The organism is Undibacterium sp. TC9W, assembly GCF_049339865.1.
In the GTDB taxonomy this organism is placed as follows: Bacteria; Pseudomonadota; Gammaproteobacteria; order Burkholderiales; family Burkholderiaceae_D; genus Undibacterium.
In genome coordinates, this window is sequence record NZ_JBMPPJ010000004.1 from 93,786 (window position 1) to 111,330 (window position 17,545).

Genomic DNA, 17,545 nt, shown 5'->3' on the forward strand with positions numbered 1-17,545 from the left:
CTGATACCCCGTAGCCTAGCGAGGCCCGGCCCAACCTACGAGAGCACGCATATTTCCAATACTTACCTGTGACTAGTCACAAACAACACCAGCACCACTCCCAGTGATATCAGGATAATCTGCGGTATCGTTTCTTTAATCGTCGCCCGTCTCTGCATCTGCGGCATCAGATCACTGACTGCGATATAGATAAACCCGGAAGACGCAAACACCAGCACATACGGGATCATGCCGCTCGCGCTTTCCAGCGTGTAGTAGCCAAGCACTCCGCCAACCACACCCATCATGCTGCAGATCAGGTTATACATATACGCACGCATGCGGCTGAAGCCAGCGTTCAGCAAAACGATAAAATCACCTATCTCTTGCGGGATTTCATGCGCGATAATCGCCAGGCCGGTCACCAGGCCAAGTTTTGGGTTGGCCAGAAAAGCAGCAGCGATCAGAATACCATCAGTGAAATTATGCAGGCCATCACCCACCAGTATCATCCAGCCAGCCTTGCCCGCTTCATGCGCATCATGGCCATGCTCATGGTGATGACCGTCACCCTCATGATGATGTGAATGGCGCAGGATGGCGAATTTTTCCAGCAAGAAGAAAGCCAGCAAGCCGCCCAGCAAACAAGCAAACAGCGTACGTGTGTCCGCCCCAGACTCAAAAGCCTCAGGCAGGGCATGCAGCAAAGAAGTCGACAACATGATGCCCACCGACAGGCTGACCATGCGTTCTACAACTTTGGATAACAGCGAAAACGAAAAAATGGCAGCCGCAGTGATGCTTAATACACCAGCAATCGTGGTAGCAAACAGGATGGATAACAGCGTGGAGTGAATTTTAAGCCTCGGGAATTTGCAACCAGGTTGCAAATTAAAACATATTGCGGGGTTTTCTGCAAATCAAGTTGGTTATCTTGTCAACATCGGGATATGCATTATTCGCCGAATCCTATGGTTCCTTGGCTATAATGAATGCTGTTGTCAATTCACAATCTATCTCACCACTACCAATCCAGAAGATGAAAACAATACAGAGTATTTTTTCCGCAGTCTTATTACTGATGTTATCTGCCTGCGCCCAGACCAGCGGTGTCGGGGCTTCTGGAAATGAAAACTCTCCTGCACTGATGCCTTTTGATGACAAGCTTGAAGCTTTGAGTCCTGCTTATACCGGGCAAGTATGTGGAGACATCGTCGGAGATGTCAAAAAACTCCGTTTGACCAAAGACGAATTTGAAGCAACAGCTGATTACCAGAGCAGGGTTGGACAAATGGCAAATGCCGGTTTACGTGGTCAATTGCGCTTGTCCGACACGATGGCTTTTGTCGTACCAAGAAACGTGCTGGAATTTAATTATGATGCAGACAAAGCCCAGATGAGTGGTTCATTTGAGATTGGAGACTACAGTCAGTTGAGTAGCGCGAAAACTGAGATATTAAGTAGCAGGACGCTTAATCAAATGTACGAAGGTGCCAGCAAAGGTCGAACAAGAAGTGCCTCTGGTATTGAAGTTTATGTCGATCTTTTCCAGTACCGTGTTTGCGCTTTGAATATCGCCAATACCCGCGCTTGGCAGCGAGTCAGGCCCGAATTCAACATAACGGCAGATGAGGCACGTCTCGCTAAAAGCAGATTAAGGATTCTGTATGTTGGGCACCTGGTACCGCAATTCTTACAGAGCTACCTGCATGTCCGAAGCCCTTCTGCTTCCCGGATGACAGAAGGAACTTATGCCGGTAATGCGCTGGTATTCCAGCTGGAGCAAATTTGGGTGTTTGATCAGGGCACTGGACGGGTATATCAGAAGATCAAGCCATCGAATTGATGGCAGGTGCAGGTAAAGGGAGCTTTCCTGCGCAACTGAAATGTACCGCATCGTCAGAAATAAAAAAAATATTGCAGCATTGCTGGTAATCGGTTCAAACAGGAATGCTGCGAAATGCCAGCGATATTTCTTTGAACTATATACTTTTGCCCTGCTATTGCCTTCACCAAAGACATATCAATGAAAAAATGGATAGTATATTCTCTGGTGTTGTTACTCGCTTTTGACCGGGCTCAGGCAGCAGAAAATACAAAGAATAATCAGAAAACACAATTCGATGATTCACCAGTTTGTGAACCAGTACCTGTATCCAAATGCTGGAAGCGTTTTGGCGACTATCTGCAAAAAGCAAAGCCACCCGCAAGTGAGCGAGAATTTGGCGATCAGCTAGTCGCTTATGTTACGTTGGCAAAACTGGCATATTGGGCGAGAGATTTTTCTGACGCGAAAAAATTTAACCTGCTTGCACTAAAGTTTAGCAAACAAACAAAATTCGCAGTAAGAGATGCCGATATGAGCGCCAGTTTGTTTGGCGCCATGATCAATATCAATCTGGCGAATCTTGCCCTGAGCAAGCATGAGTATGCAGAGGCGTTGGGCTATCTGGACCAGTATTCCTTCATCTGGGAAAAATTGAGCAAACCTGATGGCGAGCCCGACGAGCTTGTGTTGATGCGCTGCGCCGCCTTGATAGGCATGCAGCGTGGTAGCGAAGCTGAAATCTTGCTTGAGCAATTGCTGAAGAAACTCAATTTTTCAGGGCAGGCTCCTTGGGAAGCGAGTCCACTGATGCTGGTGCTGGAGCCACTCAATCCCTATGAGGCAGGTCGCCGTATTGCTGCCCACTTCATCCGGGATGGGAAGCACGAAAAAGCCCTGGCCCTGCTGCAAAGCATGGAGCAGAAGCGCACTGAGACCATTTCACAAATGCCTGAGGAGCCTATGCCTGGAGGATATTGGGCTACGCTCGGAGAGCCAACCGCCTTGCTGGATGATCAGGCAGCGATTTACCTGAAGCTGGGGCGCGACGCTGAAGCTGAACCGCTGTTGCGCGCATCTTTATTGGTGCCGGAAAAAAAGTCTGGCAAGAAGTTGCCGCTGGTGCTGACCAGGCTGGCTGAACTGAGCCGGCGCAAAGGCCAGATTGCCGAAGCTGATGCCCTGATGTTGCGGGCGAAAGCATTCCTCAGGCAAGAGCAATGGGAAAAAATAGATCCGTTGGCACAGACGCTGGGCTACCTTGATTGAGCAAAGCAGGAATGCTGCGAACACTATAAATGTTACAAACAAGCCGCCTGCAGGGCGCGTTTTAACGCACCGATTTTACATTGCCACTGTTCTAGTTATACCATGACGGCCATCACAGACGGTGCGTTGAAACTCACCTTACCTGGCTGCTTATCTTGATGGGCTGAGGGCCGGAGTGATTGACGGCGCTGGCCGAAGTCGGTGATCATTTCAATTGGCAGTGTGGTATTCCTAGTTAAGCTTGCATCCGCTTTGAGGATGTAAGAGTGGTACCTAGAGGCTTTTCGATGCACTGCCAACAGGTAGTGAAGAGTTGGCTATCGTGTAGCGAATTTAAAATATAGCTATTTAACTTTGGCGCAAATCTCGCGACCAATTTCCAGCGCGCCATGTTCTCTCAACCATGCTGCAGCCGCATCGGCCTTGATGCAATTGGCCCAGGCCAGTATTGATATGCCATTTTTATCAACAGCATTCAAATTGAGTCTGAATTCTGAAGTTGCCATCATGTCCAGCATATCAGGCTGGTTTTTGATGATCGCCTGCCAAAAACTTAATGAACCATCCCTGTTCACATTATTTGGATTGGCACCAAATTCCAGAAAGGTTTTCACCAGATCTGCCCGCCCGGATTTGAGTGCATAGTCCAGGGGATAATTTAGGCCACAGGTCGTACAAACCGAGGCAATATTCACATTATTGTATTTTGTGAGCATGGCACGTATCAGGTCTTCATGATGTGGCTCATAGCCCTCAAACCGCAAATACAAAGGCAGTAATTCGCCTGAGGTCTTGTTCTTGCCGTCATCGTACGCGTGATTTTTGTCTAGTTGCAAGCCGTGCGCTATCAATTGCATCGTACTTTCAGGACGCATGTGTGCATATACACCGATGTTCTCTGGGATGTTCTGCCCAAACATATGATTGATATCTGCACCGGCACTGACTAAAAAATCCACTTCTTGCCAGTCAATTTTCTTTTCATAATCGCGGGTGGCAAGTATGCGGCTAAGAACGGCTTCGGCCTCAATCTGTGGCAAGAGGTTTTTTGCTTTTGTGGACGCATGCTGCGCCAGCGCTGCTGCCAGCAAGCTGGGATAGGCTGGTGTATCCCAGGCGCGCGATAAAACTTCGCTGTGCAGTGGATCTGCGCCATGTTTCAGTAGCTGAAGTACAGCATCTGCGTTTTTAGTGGCTACAGCATTACGCATCAATTCCCTGTCATTGACTGCGTCAGAACCTGCCTGCGAAAACAGAAAATCCAGGGTAGTTGCAGGCACTGTGCCCAGATCAGGATACTGCTGCAATAATTCCATCGCTACTGGCGACAAGGCATAGCGTTTTGTCTCTGGCCTTTCACGAGAGCTGCTCAAGAAGCCTTTTTTATTGAATTTTTTTAATACACGCAGCGCTTGCGCTGCTGGCATGAACCGTGTCAGTTTCAGCAACTCGGTATTGGCGTAGCCGTTTTCATAGGGAGCAGGTACAGTCAGACGCGGGAAGACAGCTTGATCGAACAAATCATAAAATTCTTTTTGCAAAGCCACGACCATGTTCCAGTCATGATTTCCTCTCAGAAGTGCAATGCCTGCATTCAGCCATTGCGCGTCGCCATTTTCATCACGCGGTATCTGGCCTGCCCGCAGTAGCTCACGCAAATTCTCCAGGATGACAGTTCTTTCCTTTTCATCCTTTGTTGCCATGCCAGGAAATTTGAGCATTTCTGCATGCAGCAACTGGCCACAGATAAATTCCAGCTGCATTTGTGGCGAACGTTTCCTGAACCAGTCTTTGGTGCTGGCACGCAAATTATTAAAAGCCACCTGTTTCATGTCTGGCCGTCTTTTACCCGGGCAAATTACCGCAGCATCAGCGACTTCTTTGCCATCAGGCCTTTTCTTCAAAGGTTCAGGTGTGACTGGGGAAATACCTTTGGCGGCAACCGGGTACAAATCAATTGCTTCCAGCATGAAGCCTTGCATGATGTAATAGACATAGCCTGTCGTCACCTCCCTGTCTATATAAGATTTTTGTGTGGGTGAACTGACTTGCACGGCTGTTCCCACGGGCAGTTTCATCAGCACACCGCTGTCCACCCATATCGCGCATGAAGTCTTGAGCAGGCTCTGCTCTTTTAGCAACTGCAACAATTTGTCCTGCGCGACCAACGCACTTTTGTGAACATTGGCGTCCCACTGCAGGTTCTCAGTTGACATGCGGTAGGTAAGTTCACCCTGTATTTTCTCTATCCTGATGATGGCAGAGCCATTTTTTTCGCTGGCAAAATCACCCAGTAAGTCATCGGTGCATGCAGCATGGGAGTTGTTTGAGAACAGGCCAAGCATGATGGCGAGGAAAAACGGGAGATGAAATTTATGCAAAGTCGTGTCAGAAGAAGTAAGTTCAAGAAAAATATTAAAAACTACGAAACACCGGCACTATCTATTTACCGGAACAGTTTCCTTAAGCTACACCACCGCCGTCCTCATCGTCACAAATTCCTCGGCTATCGTAGGATGCACACCTATGGTCGCATCTACTTGTGCCTTGGTCACGCCGCATTGCATGGCGACGGCAAAGCCCTGGATGATTTCGCCAGCGTCCGGCCCTACCATGTGCATGCCGAGTACGCGGTCGGTATCAGCATCGACGATCATTTTCATGAGGCAGCGTTCGCTGGAACCCGACAGCGTGTGCTTGAGTGCCTTGAATTCGCTTTTGAAAATTCTGACATGCGCATGTTTTTCACGTGCCTTGGCTTCAGTCATGCCCAGCGTGGCGACATTCGGGTGGCTGAACACGGCAGTGGGAATATTTTCATATGACATCAGCTTGCGGCCATGCTGGAACAGGTTGGCTGCAACAACCATGCCCTCTGCCAGTGCTACCGGGGTCAGTGCCACGCGGTCGATGACATCGCCTATGGCATAGATATGCGGGACATTGGTGGCGAAGTGTTCATCCACGCTGATGGCGCCATTCTCGCGCACCAGCACGCCGGCGTTCTCCAGCCCTAGCCCTCTGACATTAGGCTTGCGGCCTGTAGCAAACAGGATGCAATCACTTTCCAGCGTGCGGCCATCGCTCATCACTACCTGTTTGCTGTCACCTTGTGCTGTTATGGAAACAATGCTGGTGTCGAGCGCAATATCCACGCCTTTCTTGCGCATATCAGCAATCAGGAAATGCCCCAGGTCAGCATCCATGCTGCGCAAGATTTGCATCCCGCGTTGTACCAGTGTGACCTTGCAACCCAGGCCGTTCAAGATGGATGCCAGTTCCACTGCGATGTACCCACCACCCTTAACGATGACATGGCGCGGCAGGGCAGGCAGGTGAAAAAATTCATCAGATGTGATGCCCAGCTCACTGCCAGGCAATTCTGGTTTGACGGGATGGCCGCCAGTAGCGATCAGGATATGATGTGCGCTATAGCTTTTACCGTTCACCACCACCGTATGCGCATCCACTATCTGTGCATGACCGGCGATGACATCCACATTTGCATTCGTCAATATCTGGCTGTAGATGCCATTCAGCCTGGCGATTTCCTTATCCTTATTGGCGATCAGGGTAGCCCAGTCAAAGCGTTGCTCACCCAGGCTCCAGCCAAAGCCCGCGGCTTCTTCAAAGTCATTATGGTAATGCGCCGCATACGACATCAGTTTTTTAGGGATACAACCTGCATTCACGCATGTGCCACCCAGCGGGCCCGATTCTGCCAGGGCAACCCGGGCACCATATTGCGCCGCAAAGCGGCTGGCCCGCACACCACCAGAACCGCCGCCTATCGTGAATAAGTCATAGTCGTAAGTGTGCATGGTAGTGGTCCCGGGATAAGATGAAAGAGACAGATCTGGCAAATCGCTTGCGCCAGATCTGCTCGTGATACAGAGAAGAAGATGATTACACTACGCCATTGGCCTTGAACCAGGCGAGCGCGCGGCTCCAGCCATCCTTGGCATCGGCTTCGTTATAGCTGGGGCGGTAGTCAGCATTGAAGGCATGACCAGAATTTTCATAGACCTTAAATTCTGATTTGCTATTGCCTTTTTTGAGTTCCACTTCCATCTTGAAGACAGACTCTACCGGTATCCCCTGGTCCTTGGCACCATACAGGCCCAGAACCGGTGTTTTCAGGTTGGCGGCGATATCGATAGGGTGCTTGGGCGTCAATGCCGACGCATCGCCGACCAGCTTGCCATACCATGCCACCCCGGCTTTGACATTCGGGTTGTAGGCAGAATACATCCAGGTGATGCGGCCACCCCAGCAAAAGCCGGTGATGCCCAGGCGCTTGGTGTCGCCACCATTATTGGCTGCCCATGCAACTGAAGCATCAAGATCACCCATGACTTGCGCATCAGGCACTTTGGAAATAATTTCCTTGATCAGTTCGGCCACGCTGGCAGCATTTTTTGCATCACCCTGGCGCACAAACAATTCAGGCGCAATTGCCAGATAACCCTGCTTGGCAAAGCGGCGGGCGACATCGGCAATATGTTCATGCACACCAAAAATTTCAGAGATCACCAATATCACTGGCAAATTGCTCTTGCCTTCAGGCTTGGCAAAGTACAAAGGTACTTCTGCACCGGCGACAGTCAGTTTTGCCACGCCATCGGTCAGACCGGCACGGTCAGTCTTGATCATGGTTTGCGCGCTCACTGGAGCAACTGCTGCGGCAAAGCCGACACCAACTGCTGTTTGCATGAAACTGCGGCGGTTGACTGCCGTACTATCTTCAGTGCTACCAACCAGGCTATTAAAGTCTTCGCGAAGCTGCATGGTGTTCTCCTGTAAGGTTTCTTCGTGGGTTATGTATGAAACGCCGGATAAAACAGCATTGCATTGTACAACCGATTACCAAAACCTACCTGTCAGCCCCGCTTGTTTAAGGTTTTGGCCTCAGGGACGGGGCAGTACAGGTGGCGTGCTGTCTGCATAGGTCAGGTAGGCTTGCCACACATCATGGGTACGGCTTTGTGTCAGGTCCAGCTGGCACTGGGCAGACTGGCGATAGCGCACGCTGCCTTGTGCCCAATAAGTATAGACATCGCCACAATGGGCGGCGCGGTATTGTTCCCAGACTTTTTGCGCGGTATCGAGGTTGAGCTTGACGTCAGGAGTCTTGTCAATCCGGCTTTTGGCAGCTTGCAGATAGGTTTGCAGCTTCTGGTCTGCCTTGTTCACTTCAGCAGCCATGCACTGGGCTTCTTCCTGCGTATTTTTTGCTGTTGTACACAATATTTCAGCGTGGCTGACAGTTGCTGTGGCGCAGAGCAGGCATGCCAATACCAATTGAGTGGATTTCATAAGTTCCTTCGGGTCCTTGAGTTCATCACAACGCGTCAACACCGGATTGATGTTGAGTAAATAGTAACACAAGGATATTATTAGAGTTTGCTTAAAATCAATTCATTCTTGACGGCATTTTTTAAGCAAAAGCAGTTGATGAGAATTTCCCGATATTTTTTCAGGCCACTGACAAGGGAAACCCTAAGTAAAATTTTTTAAAATCATATTAATTTTTAAAGCGCCTGCATATTTATGACTCCTCATATTTTTTCAAGAATATTGTTACTCAGCCTTTTTTGGCAAGTGCAGGCAGGCAGCTTTGCCGCAGACTTAGAAAAAGTAGTAACTACAGTAAGTAATGACGCGCAAGTGCGCTTTGTCCGCAGTATTGAGGGCGTACATGAGTATCAGTTGAAGAATGGTTTGCAGATACTGCTTATGCCTGATGCCAAATCCAACCTTTATGTCGTGAATCTGGTGTACCGCACAGGCAGTGCAGGTGAGCTGGAAGGGCAATCGGGACTGGCGCATATGTTTGAGCATTTTGTCGCGCAGCGTAGTTCTTTGCTCTATCCGAGACTGGAAGATGATTTAAAAGAAAAACACATCAGTCGTCTGGGTATTACTACCAGCGACTATACCTATTACAGAACAAAAAACATCAGCAGCCGCAAAGAGCTGGAATGGATACTCGCGCTGGATGCCGAACGCATGAGCCAGTTCAATTATAGTGAAGACAGTTTGAAGACCGCATTGCAGGAAGTCTATGAAGAGATAGACAACACGATCAGCAAACATGATGCAAGTTTATTGCGAAAAACTGTGATTGCCATGCGGCCAAGCCAGGCAAGCGGGCGCAATATCCTGGGTGATAAAAGTGATCTGGCGAACACCAATCTGGATAAGCTTAAAATATTCTGGCAAAGCTATTACCGGCCCGACAATGCCAGCCTGATTGTCGCCGGTAATTTTGACAATGCAGAAATGTTGGAGCTAATTCAAGCCCGCTTTGCCAGCATACCCAAACCTGAATCTGTTCTTCAGCACAGGCGATTTGAAAAGATTACCCAGCTTGCCGCGCAAGAAATCAGCCTGAGCTATAGGCGCACTGCGCCGGGCATGATCAGTGCCTATCGTGTTGTGCCTGTTGGTGATCCAGATTTTGTTGCCGTTCATTTGATTGCCAGCATACTCAAAGAGCGGTTCCAGGAAAGAAAATCTGCAGATCCCACGATGACAGAAAAAATCGGCGTTTATGTGACGCCTTATCTGGATGACAGCATCCTGTTTGTCAGGTCTTTATTGCCATATGGCTCGGGTAATTTACTGCCCGATGCCAAAGCCAGACTCTTGAGTCTGGAAAAAGACATTCTGGAACATCCTTTTACTCAGGCTGAACTTGATCGTGCCAAGGCAGAGTGGCTCAAGGGTTTTCAGTCCCGCAAGAATGACGCAGAGCGTTATGCCGTAGCATTGCCGCTTTACCTGGTTGCCAATGACATGAGCTGGTATTTCACAGTCAGGGATAATGCAGAGAAGATATCCCTGAGCAAAGTGCAAAGTCTGGCGCAGCAATGGATGCTGGACAAAAACCGGACCATGGCTTTCTTAATCGAAGATGAGACTGCACAGTAAGTCCACAGGATTAACGATGTAGTTAATGTAGATGCAAATTCAAGGATTACGTGCCGTCTTCAACGGGGTTGCCACGTTCTGCCGTATCCACGTCTGCATGTCTTGCCAGATGCGCTGTACTTCAGCGTCTGGCGGCATTTGCGTGGCGTTTGGCAGCTCGATAGTGACCACCGGGATGTCCTTGTGCAGGCCGCTGTAATTGCCGAGTGAGCCGGGATAGACGCCAACACGGTTATAGATCAGGCGGCCGAAGCGGTTCGGTGGTGTGGTCGGGCCGTCAAAGTCGAGTACGCCAAAAGGGGCGTGGACGGAGATGATGACGTCGGGCTTGTATTTCTCTATCGTCTCATATACCCAGCGGCTTTCCGGTTCTGAGATCGGTGCTTTGCCTGGATAGCGGCGCGGGTCGCTACGGGTGACGCGGGCCCAGTAGCTTGGCGCTTCTTTTTGCCAGTTGGGGGTGGGGAAGTTGCGGTTCAGGTCTATGCCGCGCGCATTGACGCGGCGTGGCTTGGGGGCCAGCAAGCCATCAGGATTAACTACCGGTGCCACGCGCCAGTTAAATTCCAGCGGGCTTTTTTGCATGACCTCCATCCATTTGAATACAACGGAAGATGCCGTCTGTTCATCGCCATGAATGCCACCCAGCAGTAGTACCCGTATCGCTTGCGGATGCTTGACATCTGCCTTGATGTCGCGGAATAGTACCGGGAAACCATTGAGAGAATTGGCACCAGTGGGACTCAGTTTGCTGTTCTTGCAGTCAGCCAGGCTAACCTTGGGCAGTCGTGCTACCAGTGGCGTGCACCAGTCGCTGACGATTTTTGGTTTGACAGGGGGTTTGGTTTGCGTGGATGGTGCTGACGCTGCTGATGGCGTAGATGCTGCTGGTGGAACTGATGCAGCAGGAGTAGCAGACAGGCTGTTTGCAGATGGCATGACCAGCAGGCCAGCCACCGCAAACAAAGCACTGAGGTTTTTGCAGCGAGATGCGCAGAACTTACTTCTGATAAAACTGACCGGCATTCTCGCTTCTACTCCCAGTGCTACCTATTACTTAAAACAACTCAGACAAATTACAGCCCGGCAGCGGCACGCAGAATTGCTGCCTTGTCGGTACGTTCCCAGGTGAATTCTGGCTCTTCACGACCAAAGTGGCCGTAAGCGGCTGTCTTGGAATAGATCGGGCGCAGCAAGTCCAGCATCTGGATAATGCCTTTTGGACGCAGGTCAAAATGCTCGTTCACCAATGCGGCGATCTGGTCATCAGGAATGACGCCTGTGCCTTCAGTGTAAACAGTCACGTTCATAGGACGTGCTACGCCAATCGCATAAGCTACCTGTATCTGGCATTGACGGGCGATGCCGGCAGCGACGATATTCTTGGCGACGTAACGTGCAGCATACGCAGCAGAACGATCTACCTTGGTAGGATCTTTACCGGAGAAAGCACCGCCGCCATGAGGGCAGGCACCGCCGTAGGTATCAACGATGATCTTGCGGCCAGTCAGGCCACAATCACCTTGCGGGCCGCCGATAACGAAACGGCCAGTCGGGTTGATCAGGAATTTAGTGTCCAGCAACCATTCTTTAGGCAAGACTGGTTTGATGATTTCTTCAATGACAGCGTCAATGAAAGACTGCTTCATCTTGGTCGAGGTTTCGCTTTGGTCAGGGTGATGCTGGGTAGAAAGCACGACAGTATCGATACTGTGCGGTTTGCCATCGACATAGCGCATGGTGACCTGGCTCTTGGCATCCGGACGCAGGAAAGGCAGGCGGCCATCCTTGCGCAATTGTGCCTGGCGTTCTACCAGACGGTGCGCATAGTAAATTGGCGCAGGCATCAGTTCTGGTGTTTCATCGCAGGCATAGCCAAACATCAGGCCCTGGTCACCAGCACCGGTGTTGAGGTGATCATCCGATGCCTGATCAACACCCTGGGCGATATCATTGGATTGCTTGTCGTACGCAACCAGTACCGCGCAACCCTTGTAATCGATACCATAATCGGTATTGTCGTAGCCGATACGCTTGATGGTGTCGCGTGCTACCTGTATGTAATCAACGTGAGCATTGGTGGTGATTTCACCAGCCAGAACCACCAGGCCAGTGTTGGTCAGGGTTTCGGCAGCAACGCGGGAACGGGGATCCTGTTCAAAGATCGCATCCAGAATCGCATCGGAAATCTGGTCGGCGACTTTGTCTGGGTGTCCCTCGGATACCGATTCAGAGGTGAAAAGAAAATCATTAGCCATCGCAGGCTCCTATAAAAAATTGACCGTAAAAATTATGCCGCAGTCGGAAGAGTCCTGCGACGCTTTAGCGAATTTTATTAACCGCCTCGCAAGTTGTCATTAACTCGGCGGTGGCTTGCCTTCTGTGTTTATCCTGCCCTAAAGCAGGTCAGAGCTAGCCAATATGTGATATTTTACGCTCGTTCTGCATAGTCTGTCGAATATACCCTTATTATTATACTGATAATTGAGCAGCATCATGCTTGTCACTTTGTTTCGTTTCCTTTCCATTTTTCCATTGTCGGTCTTGCATTTTTCCGGAGCCGCGCTGGGTTGGTTCGTCTATTTGCTGTCGGGGTCGTATCGCCGCCGTCTGAAACAAAATATCACCCGTGCCGGTTTTCCTGAGCATTTGCATGTTGCCGTGCGTGAGGCGGGCAAGAATATCCTGGAGCTGCCCTTTATCTGGTGCGCCAAGCCTGACAGGGTATTGAAGACGGCGACGATAGAGAATTGGGAACTGGTACAGGCCGCGCTGGATGCCAAGAAGGGGGTGATATTTTTGACACCACATCTGGGTTGTTTTGAAATTGTCGCCCAAAGCATTGCTGTGCGCACTCGCCTAACCGTTTTATACCGCCCGCCACGCAAGGCTGCTTTAAAACCGCTGATAGAAGGTGCGCGAGCCCGTGACAATCTTTTGCTGGCACCTGCAAATTTTTCTGGTGTCAGGATCATGGCCAAGGCCCTCAAAAAAGGTGAGGCCATAGGCCTGCTGCCCGACCAGGTGCCGCAGGAAGGAGAGGGCGTCTGGGCCAAGTTCTTTGGCAAGCGCGCCTACACCATGACCCTGTCTGCCAAATTGCATGGCATGACAGATGCACCGATTATCCTGACTTTTGCAGAGCGCCTGCCCGGCGGGCGCGGCTATGTGATCCGCTTCGTGCCTTTTGAAGAAGAGCTGGGTACAGACCCGGTGGCACAGGCAACGGCCATCAACCGCGGCATGGAAAAACTGATTGCACTATCCCCCGCACAATACTTCTGGAGTTATAACCGCTACAAGAAACCGGATGGCGTTGATGGGCCGGAAACCGGCACGGACAGGGAGCCAGCATGAGGGCAGTGCTGGTCCTGATGTGGATATTGCACTGGTTGCCGTTGCCGCTGCTTGGTCGCCTGGGTGAAGGTGTGGGAAGTATATTATTTATGCTGATACGCAAGCGCAGACACATCACGCTGACTAACCTTGCGCTCTGCCTGCCGCATTTGAGCGAAGCCGAGAGGCAGGCCATCGCCAAACGCCACTTCCAGGTCTATGCCCGCAGCGTGCTGGAACGCGGCATACTCTGGTGGGCATCAGAAGCGCGTTTGAAGCGGCTCATACAGATACACCCTGCCGTACCCATGGCGGCAATGGCAGAGAGCCCTACCATATTGATGTGTCCGCATTTTGTCAGTCTTGATGTGGCAGGCGTGGCAGTGATGCTGGAGTCATCGCTGTGTTCCATTTACACCCGCCAGCGCAGCAAGGTGTTTGATGCAGCGCTGCGCAAAGGGCGCTCGCGCTTTCGCCCTGTAAAACTGTTTTCACGGGCGGAAGGCGTCAAACCCATCATCCGCGCCATGCGTGAAAAACTGCCTTTCTTTATGCTGCCGGATATGGACTTCGGTGCCAAGGATGCCGAGTTCGTACCTTTCTTTGGCGTGCCCGCAGCGACATTGACTGCAGTGCCAAGAATTGCCGCAACCACAGGCGCCAAGGTCATTCCTGTCATCGCGACTATTTTGCCTGGTTACAAGGGTTGGAAAGTGACTTTCCACCAGCCTTGGCAAAACTATCCAGGCGACGACATCGTCGCGGCTACGCGCTACATGAATGCCTTCATTGAGCAAGAGATTTTGAAAGCGCCAGCCGAATATTTCTGGGCGCACAAGCGTTTCAAAACACGTCCTCCAGGTGAACCCAGCGTTTATTGATACATAGGACTTACGAAAAAGCGCCGCAAGCTTGCAGCCTACCGTACTTCCCAATTCGTCACACCCGCGCAGGCGCACTGCTGTCCGGAATAATGTGCTTGACAAAAACTGACGCGCAGATCCCCTCCCTTTCAAGGGGAGGGATAGGGTGGGGATGGGTTTCGGTCGAATAACGGTAAATGAATTTGCGTCAGAAACCCATCCCCATCCCAGCCTTCCCCTTGAAGGGGAAGGAGCTTTGAGCATGACCGCTGGCAGAAGATATTCAAATGCAAAATCAAGTCTCCGACACAGAAAAAAATGCCAGGACGTCGGCTATATCTTGATTTCAGAACAAGTCAAGATAATTATTCCGGACAGCAATGCGCGCAGGCGGGTATCCATGCCTGATCGGCCCCATCGGCCTTAATGCCTGGGTAGCTGATCAACGATGGATTCCCGCTAAAAGCATGCGGGAATGACGGTTTGCGCCGTCACTTCCAGTTCTTGCTGCAACCATTCCAGAAACCTCAGGCGGCGCTGGTCCTCGCCGAAGGGCAGAGCTGACAGCAAGACATAGTCTGTGCCGTCTTCCATGAAAGCATGAGGCGCAATGAGTTGTCCGCTGTGGATTTCATCTTCCACCATATACGCTGATGCCATCGCGACACCCAGGCCAGCGCAAGCTGCCTGCAGGCTCAGATAAAAATGTTCATACGTCGCCCGGTTTTTGCCGTGTGCGGTTTGCCTGCTGAGTTTTTGCCATTGCGGCCAGGCATCGGGCCGGGTTGCCGTGTGCAGCAGACATTGCTGGTTCAGTGCTAGTTTGCCTTGTTTCAGCAAGCCTGGTGTGCAAACCGGAGCGATCAGTTCACGGGTAACTGTGGCTACATGATAGTTCGCATCCCAGGCAAAATCATTGCGCCGCAAAGCTAGGTCTATATGCCCATGCCGTAAATCGACTGGCCCACCAGCGGCAAATAAATGAATCTCCAGCTCAGGGTGTAGTTCTCTGAACTTACCAAGGCGCGGTATCAACCAGCGCATGGCTATCGTCGGTTCACACGACACCACCAGTGGCTGATCATCCGTCTGCCTGAGCTGACGCAAACCTGCTTCCAGTTGCCGCATGATGTCAGTGCAAGTGCCTTGCAGGCTCAAGCCTGCGCGTGTCAAAAAAATGGCGCGGTTGCGGCGTTCGAACAATTCCACGCCCAGGTTTTCTTCCAGTTGCTTGATCTGGCGGCTGACCGCGCCATGGGTCACATGCAGTTCTTCTGCCGCCCTGACCAGGCTCAGATGGCGTGCGGCGACTTCAAATACGCGTATCGCATTCAGAGAGGGGAGGTGATTTGGCATCTGTGAGATTTTCTCAATGATATTTCTGAGTATATATCGATTTTCATAATTCTTGTGTGGCTTCAGAATCAATGCATACGTGATCATGGGTCACAAATAGAATCACAAATGCATAATTAATTTAGAGGAAGAAATGACAGAACTCATTGCCGTCGCCATCATCACCATCCTGGCCGTCATCAGCCCCGGTGCTGATTTTGCCATGGTCACCAGGAACAGTTACCTGTACGGTCGCCGTACCGGCCTGCTGGCTGCCAGTGGCATAGCACTCGGTGTGCAAGTGCATGTGATGTACACCATGCTGGGTGTGGGCTTGTTGATTGCCAAATCCCCCAGCCTGTATTTCGCCATCAAGATCATCGGTGCGATTTATTTGATTTATATCGGTTACCAGACTTTTTATGCCCGCGCTGTCGTCAGTGGAGAAGCCGGGGCGGGGCAGTCAATTAATAATCTGGCGGCCTTGCGTGCAGGTTTCATGACCAATGCCTTTAATCCCAAAACCACTTTATTTGTTCTGAGCACTTACACGCAAGTCGTGCAAGTTGATACCAGCCTGCTGGCGCAATTTGGCTATGGCTTGTTCATGTCTGTCGCACATTGGATATGGTTCAGCTTGGTTGCCCTGTTCTTTTCAGATCATCGCCTGCGTGCAGGCATGCTCAGACAGCAAGTGATATTGAATCGTTTCATCGGTGCTGTGTTGGTCATTCTAGGCGTATCACTTGCCAGTTTGCCGGCCTTGCATTCGTGACATGGTTGACGAAATCCGGATGCGCGCCTAGAATTGCGGCAGGTGCTAAGGGGCGCCTACCCGCACAAGAGGCTCTCACCCTGCAAATGCACATCCAAATTAATGTGATAATTGCCATGTTTCGTTTGACGTCAGCGGGTCGTCGATAAGCGAACTGGAGCTCATCATGTTATCGTCGTATTACCCCTCATTGTTCATCACACAACAGCCCATATCGTCTGGAGCTGCAGCATGAACGCATTGACTACAGAAATCAAAACCCGCGCCCGTTTATTGCAAAAACTGCTGGAGACGCGTAATACTGCAGCCAGTAAACGCGCCCTGATCTTGAGCCGCCAGCGCCAGTGGGAAATCCCCGAGAATTGGCAACTCAAGCATTGCATGAACCTGGCCGCAGCTGATGCCGGTTTTCAGAACTGGGAACATGCCCGCATCGTCCTCGGTGGCGAAGCCAAACCTGGTGAGGACATGGGGGACTTTTGGCATGGTCCCGAGGTGTCGGTCTTTATCAATCACTGGTATGCCAGCTATGCCGAAGCGCAGTCGCAATTGCAGGCGAGTGACGCTGGCTATTTGCTACCTTACCGCAAGCAATACCTCGTCGTCACCAGTGATTATTTGCAGGCGCTGGGCGTTAGCGCTGCTGCTGAATATTGGGACGCTATCGGTCGTGATCTGGTACAGGGTTACGGTAGTGCAAGCTGGCTGAACTTGGCGCAGCAACGCCTGCAAGCCAGCCGCACCGAGCGTTTCAAGGCGAACTGGGATGCCTCCCAGATCATGCTGGATTTGCAATCGACCGAAGTTGAGGCTGAGCGGGTGATGAAGTCTTTCGTCAAGGATGGGCGTCTGGTGAGTATTCCTGAACAGCGTAAAAAGCGGCTGGTGATCTTGCGCTGGCTGGTGGAGCAATTACAGTTTGAACGGCGTTATGTAGAGGCGGATATCAATAGTTTCCTGTTGCAGTTTCATTCTGATTTTGCGACGTTGCGGCGGGAGTTTATTATGAATGGATTGATGGAGAGGGCGGAGGGGGAGTATTGGAGGGTGTGAGCGAAGTCTGCGATTTAATGCGGATGGGCTTGATGACTTTCTCATACTTACCTAGCTGCTAGACTTTCAAATTGACTCTAATATAGTTAACGTCATTCCAGCATGCTTTTGGCTGGAATCCAGCGGCGTTCTTAGTATGCCGTGTCGCTTGTTAGATGCTTACTTTGCCTAAAACAA

15 protein-coding genes are annotated in these 17,545 nt (G+C 50.9%); 7 read left to right on the forward strand and 8 right to left on the reverse strand.

Translation table 11 applies throughout. From position 1 onward, the window contains the following. Positions 1-62: 62 nt before the first annotated feature. Positions 63-812, reverse strand: coding sequence for a ZIP family metal transporter (locus ACO0LN_RS06390; protein ID WP_232064246.1), 750 nt, complete (start codon positions 810-812; stop codon positions 63-65). A gap of 155 nt (positions 813-967) precedes the next feature. Between ACO0LN_RS06390 and ACO0LN_RS06395 the strand changes: the two genes are divergently transcribed. Next, the gene (locus tag ACO0LN_RS06395; RefSeq protein WP_422972038.1) at positions 968-1,825 is read left to right on the forward strand and encodes a hypothetical protein; all 858 of its coding nucleotides are present in this window, start codon (positions 968-970) and stop codon (positions 1,823-1,825) included. Between the two features lie 180 nt (positions 1,826-2,005). Continuing rightward, positions 2,006-3,073 (forward strand): hypothetical protein, encoded by a 1,068-nt coding sequence (locus ACO0LN_RS06400; protein ID WP_422972040.1) that lies wholly within the window; start codon positions 2,006-2,008, stop codon positions 3,071-3,073. 344 nt (positions 3,074-3,417) lie between these two features. Here ACO0LN_RS06400 and ACO0LN_RS06405 read toward each other — a convergent pair whose 3' ends face one another. The 4 genes from ACO0LN_RS06405 to ACO0LN_RS06420 all read right to left on the reverse strand — a co-directional run bounded on the left by ACO0LN_RS06405 (position 3,418) and on the right by ACO0LN_RS06420 (position 8,389). After that, complete coding sequence (locus ACO0LN_RS06405) at positions 3,418-5,454, reverse strand: hypothetical protein (RefSeq protein ID WP_422972042.1); 2,037 nt, start codon at positions 5,452-5,454, stop codon at positions 3,418-3,420. Positions 5,455-5,541: 87 nt separating this feature from the next. Then, positions 5,542-6,894 carry a glutathione-disulfide reductase gene (gene gor / locus ACO0LN_RS06410; RefSeq protein ID WP_422972044.1) on the reverse strand — a complete coding sequence of 451 codons (1,353 nt, stop codon included), beginning with the start codon at positions 6,892-6,894 and terminating at the stop codon, positions 5,542-5,544. Positions 6,895-6,979: 85 nt separating this feature from the next. After that, entirely contained in the window at positions 6,980-7,861 is an 882-nt protein-coding gene (locus tag ACO0LN_RS06415; protein WP_422972046.1) for a dienelactone hydrolase family protein, read from the reverse strand. A 120-nt stretch (positions 7,862-7,981) separates the two neighbouring features. Further along, positions 7,982-8,389, reverse strand: coding sequence for a lysozyme inhibitor LprI family protein (locus tag ACO0LN_RS06420; RefSeq protein WP_422972048.1), 408 nt, complete (start codon positions 8,387-8,389; stop codon positions 7,982-7,984). A 261-nt stretch (positions 8,390-8,650) separates the two neighbouring features. On the opposite strand from ACO0LN_RS06420, the gene ACO0LN_RS06425 reads away from it, so the two are divergent. Beyond that, entirely contained in the window at positions 8,651-10,006 is a 1,356-nt protein-coding gene (locus ACO0LN_RS06425) for a M16 family metallopeptidase (RefSeq protein WP_422972050.1), read from the forward strand. Between the two features lie 39 nt (positions 10,007-10,045). Here ACO0LN_RS06425 and ACO0LN_RS06430 read toward each other — a convergent pair whose 3' ends face one another. Together ACO0LN_RS06430 and metK are read right to left on the reverse strand one after the other, a co-directional pair. Beyond that, positions 10,046-10,945: a M14 family zinc carboxypeptidase gene (locus ACO0LN_RS06430; RefSeq protein ID WP_422972052.1), complete on the reverse strand. Its 900-nt coding sequence runs from the start codon at positions 10,943-10,945 to the stop codon at positions 10,046-10,048. 137 nt (positions 10,946-11,082) lie between these two features. Further along, the gene (gene metK / locus ACO0LN_RS06435; RefSeq protein WP_422950739.1) at positions 11,083-12,264 is read right to left on the reverse strand and encodes a methionine adenosyltransferase; all 1,182 of its coding nucleotides are present in this window, start codon (positions 12,262-12,264) and stop codon (positions 11,083-11,085) included. A 238-nt stretch (positions 12,265-12,502) separates the two neighbouring features. Between metK and ACO0LN_RS06440 the strand changes: the two genes are divergently transcribed. Continuing rightward, positions 12,503-13,363, forward strand: a complete 861-nt coding sequence (locus ACO0LN_RS06440; protein ID WP_422972054.1) for a lysophospholipid acyltransferase family protein — start codon at positions 12,503-12,505, stop codon at positions 13,361-13,363. Further along, positions 13,360-14,223, forward strand: a complete 864-nt coding sequence (locus ACO0LN_RS06445; RefSeq protein WP_422972056.1) for a lipid A biosynthesis acyltransferase — start codon at positions 13,360-13,362, stop codon at positions 14,221-14,223. The genes ACO0LN_RS06440 and ACO0LN_RS06445 overlap by 4 nt, the downstream gene beginning before the upstream one ends. A 441-nt stretch (positions 14,224-14,664) precedes the next feature. Here ACO0LN_RS06445 and ACO0LN_RS06450 read toward each other — a convergent pair whose 3' ends face one another. Then, positions 14,665-15,561, reverse strand: coding sequence for a LysR substrate-binding domain-containing protein (locus tag ACO0LN_RS06450; RefSeq protein ID WP_422972058.1), 897 nt, complete (start codon positions 15,559-15,561; stop codon positions 14,665-14,667). A gap of 133 nt (positions 15,562-15,694) precedes the next feature. On the opposite strand from ACO0LN_RS06450, the gene ACO0LN_RS06455 reads away from it, so the two are divergent. Together ACO0LN_RS06455 and ACO0LN_RS06460 are read left to right on the forward strand one after the other, a co-directional pair. Beyond that, the gene (locus tag ACO0LN_RS06455; protein ID WP_422972060.1) at positions 15,695-16,315 is read left to right on the forward strand and encodes a LysE family translocator; all 621 of its coding nucleotides are present in this window, start codon (positions 15,695-15,697) and stop codon (positions 16,313-16,315) included. A 231-nt stretch (positions 16,316-16,546) separates the two neighbouring features. Beyond that, entirely contained in the window at positions 16,547-17,368 is an 822-nt protein-coding gene (locus ACO0LN_RS06460; RefSeq protein WP_422972062.1) for a DUF2087 domain-containing protein, read from the forward strand. Positions 17,369-17,545: the final 177 nt, after the last annotated feature.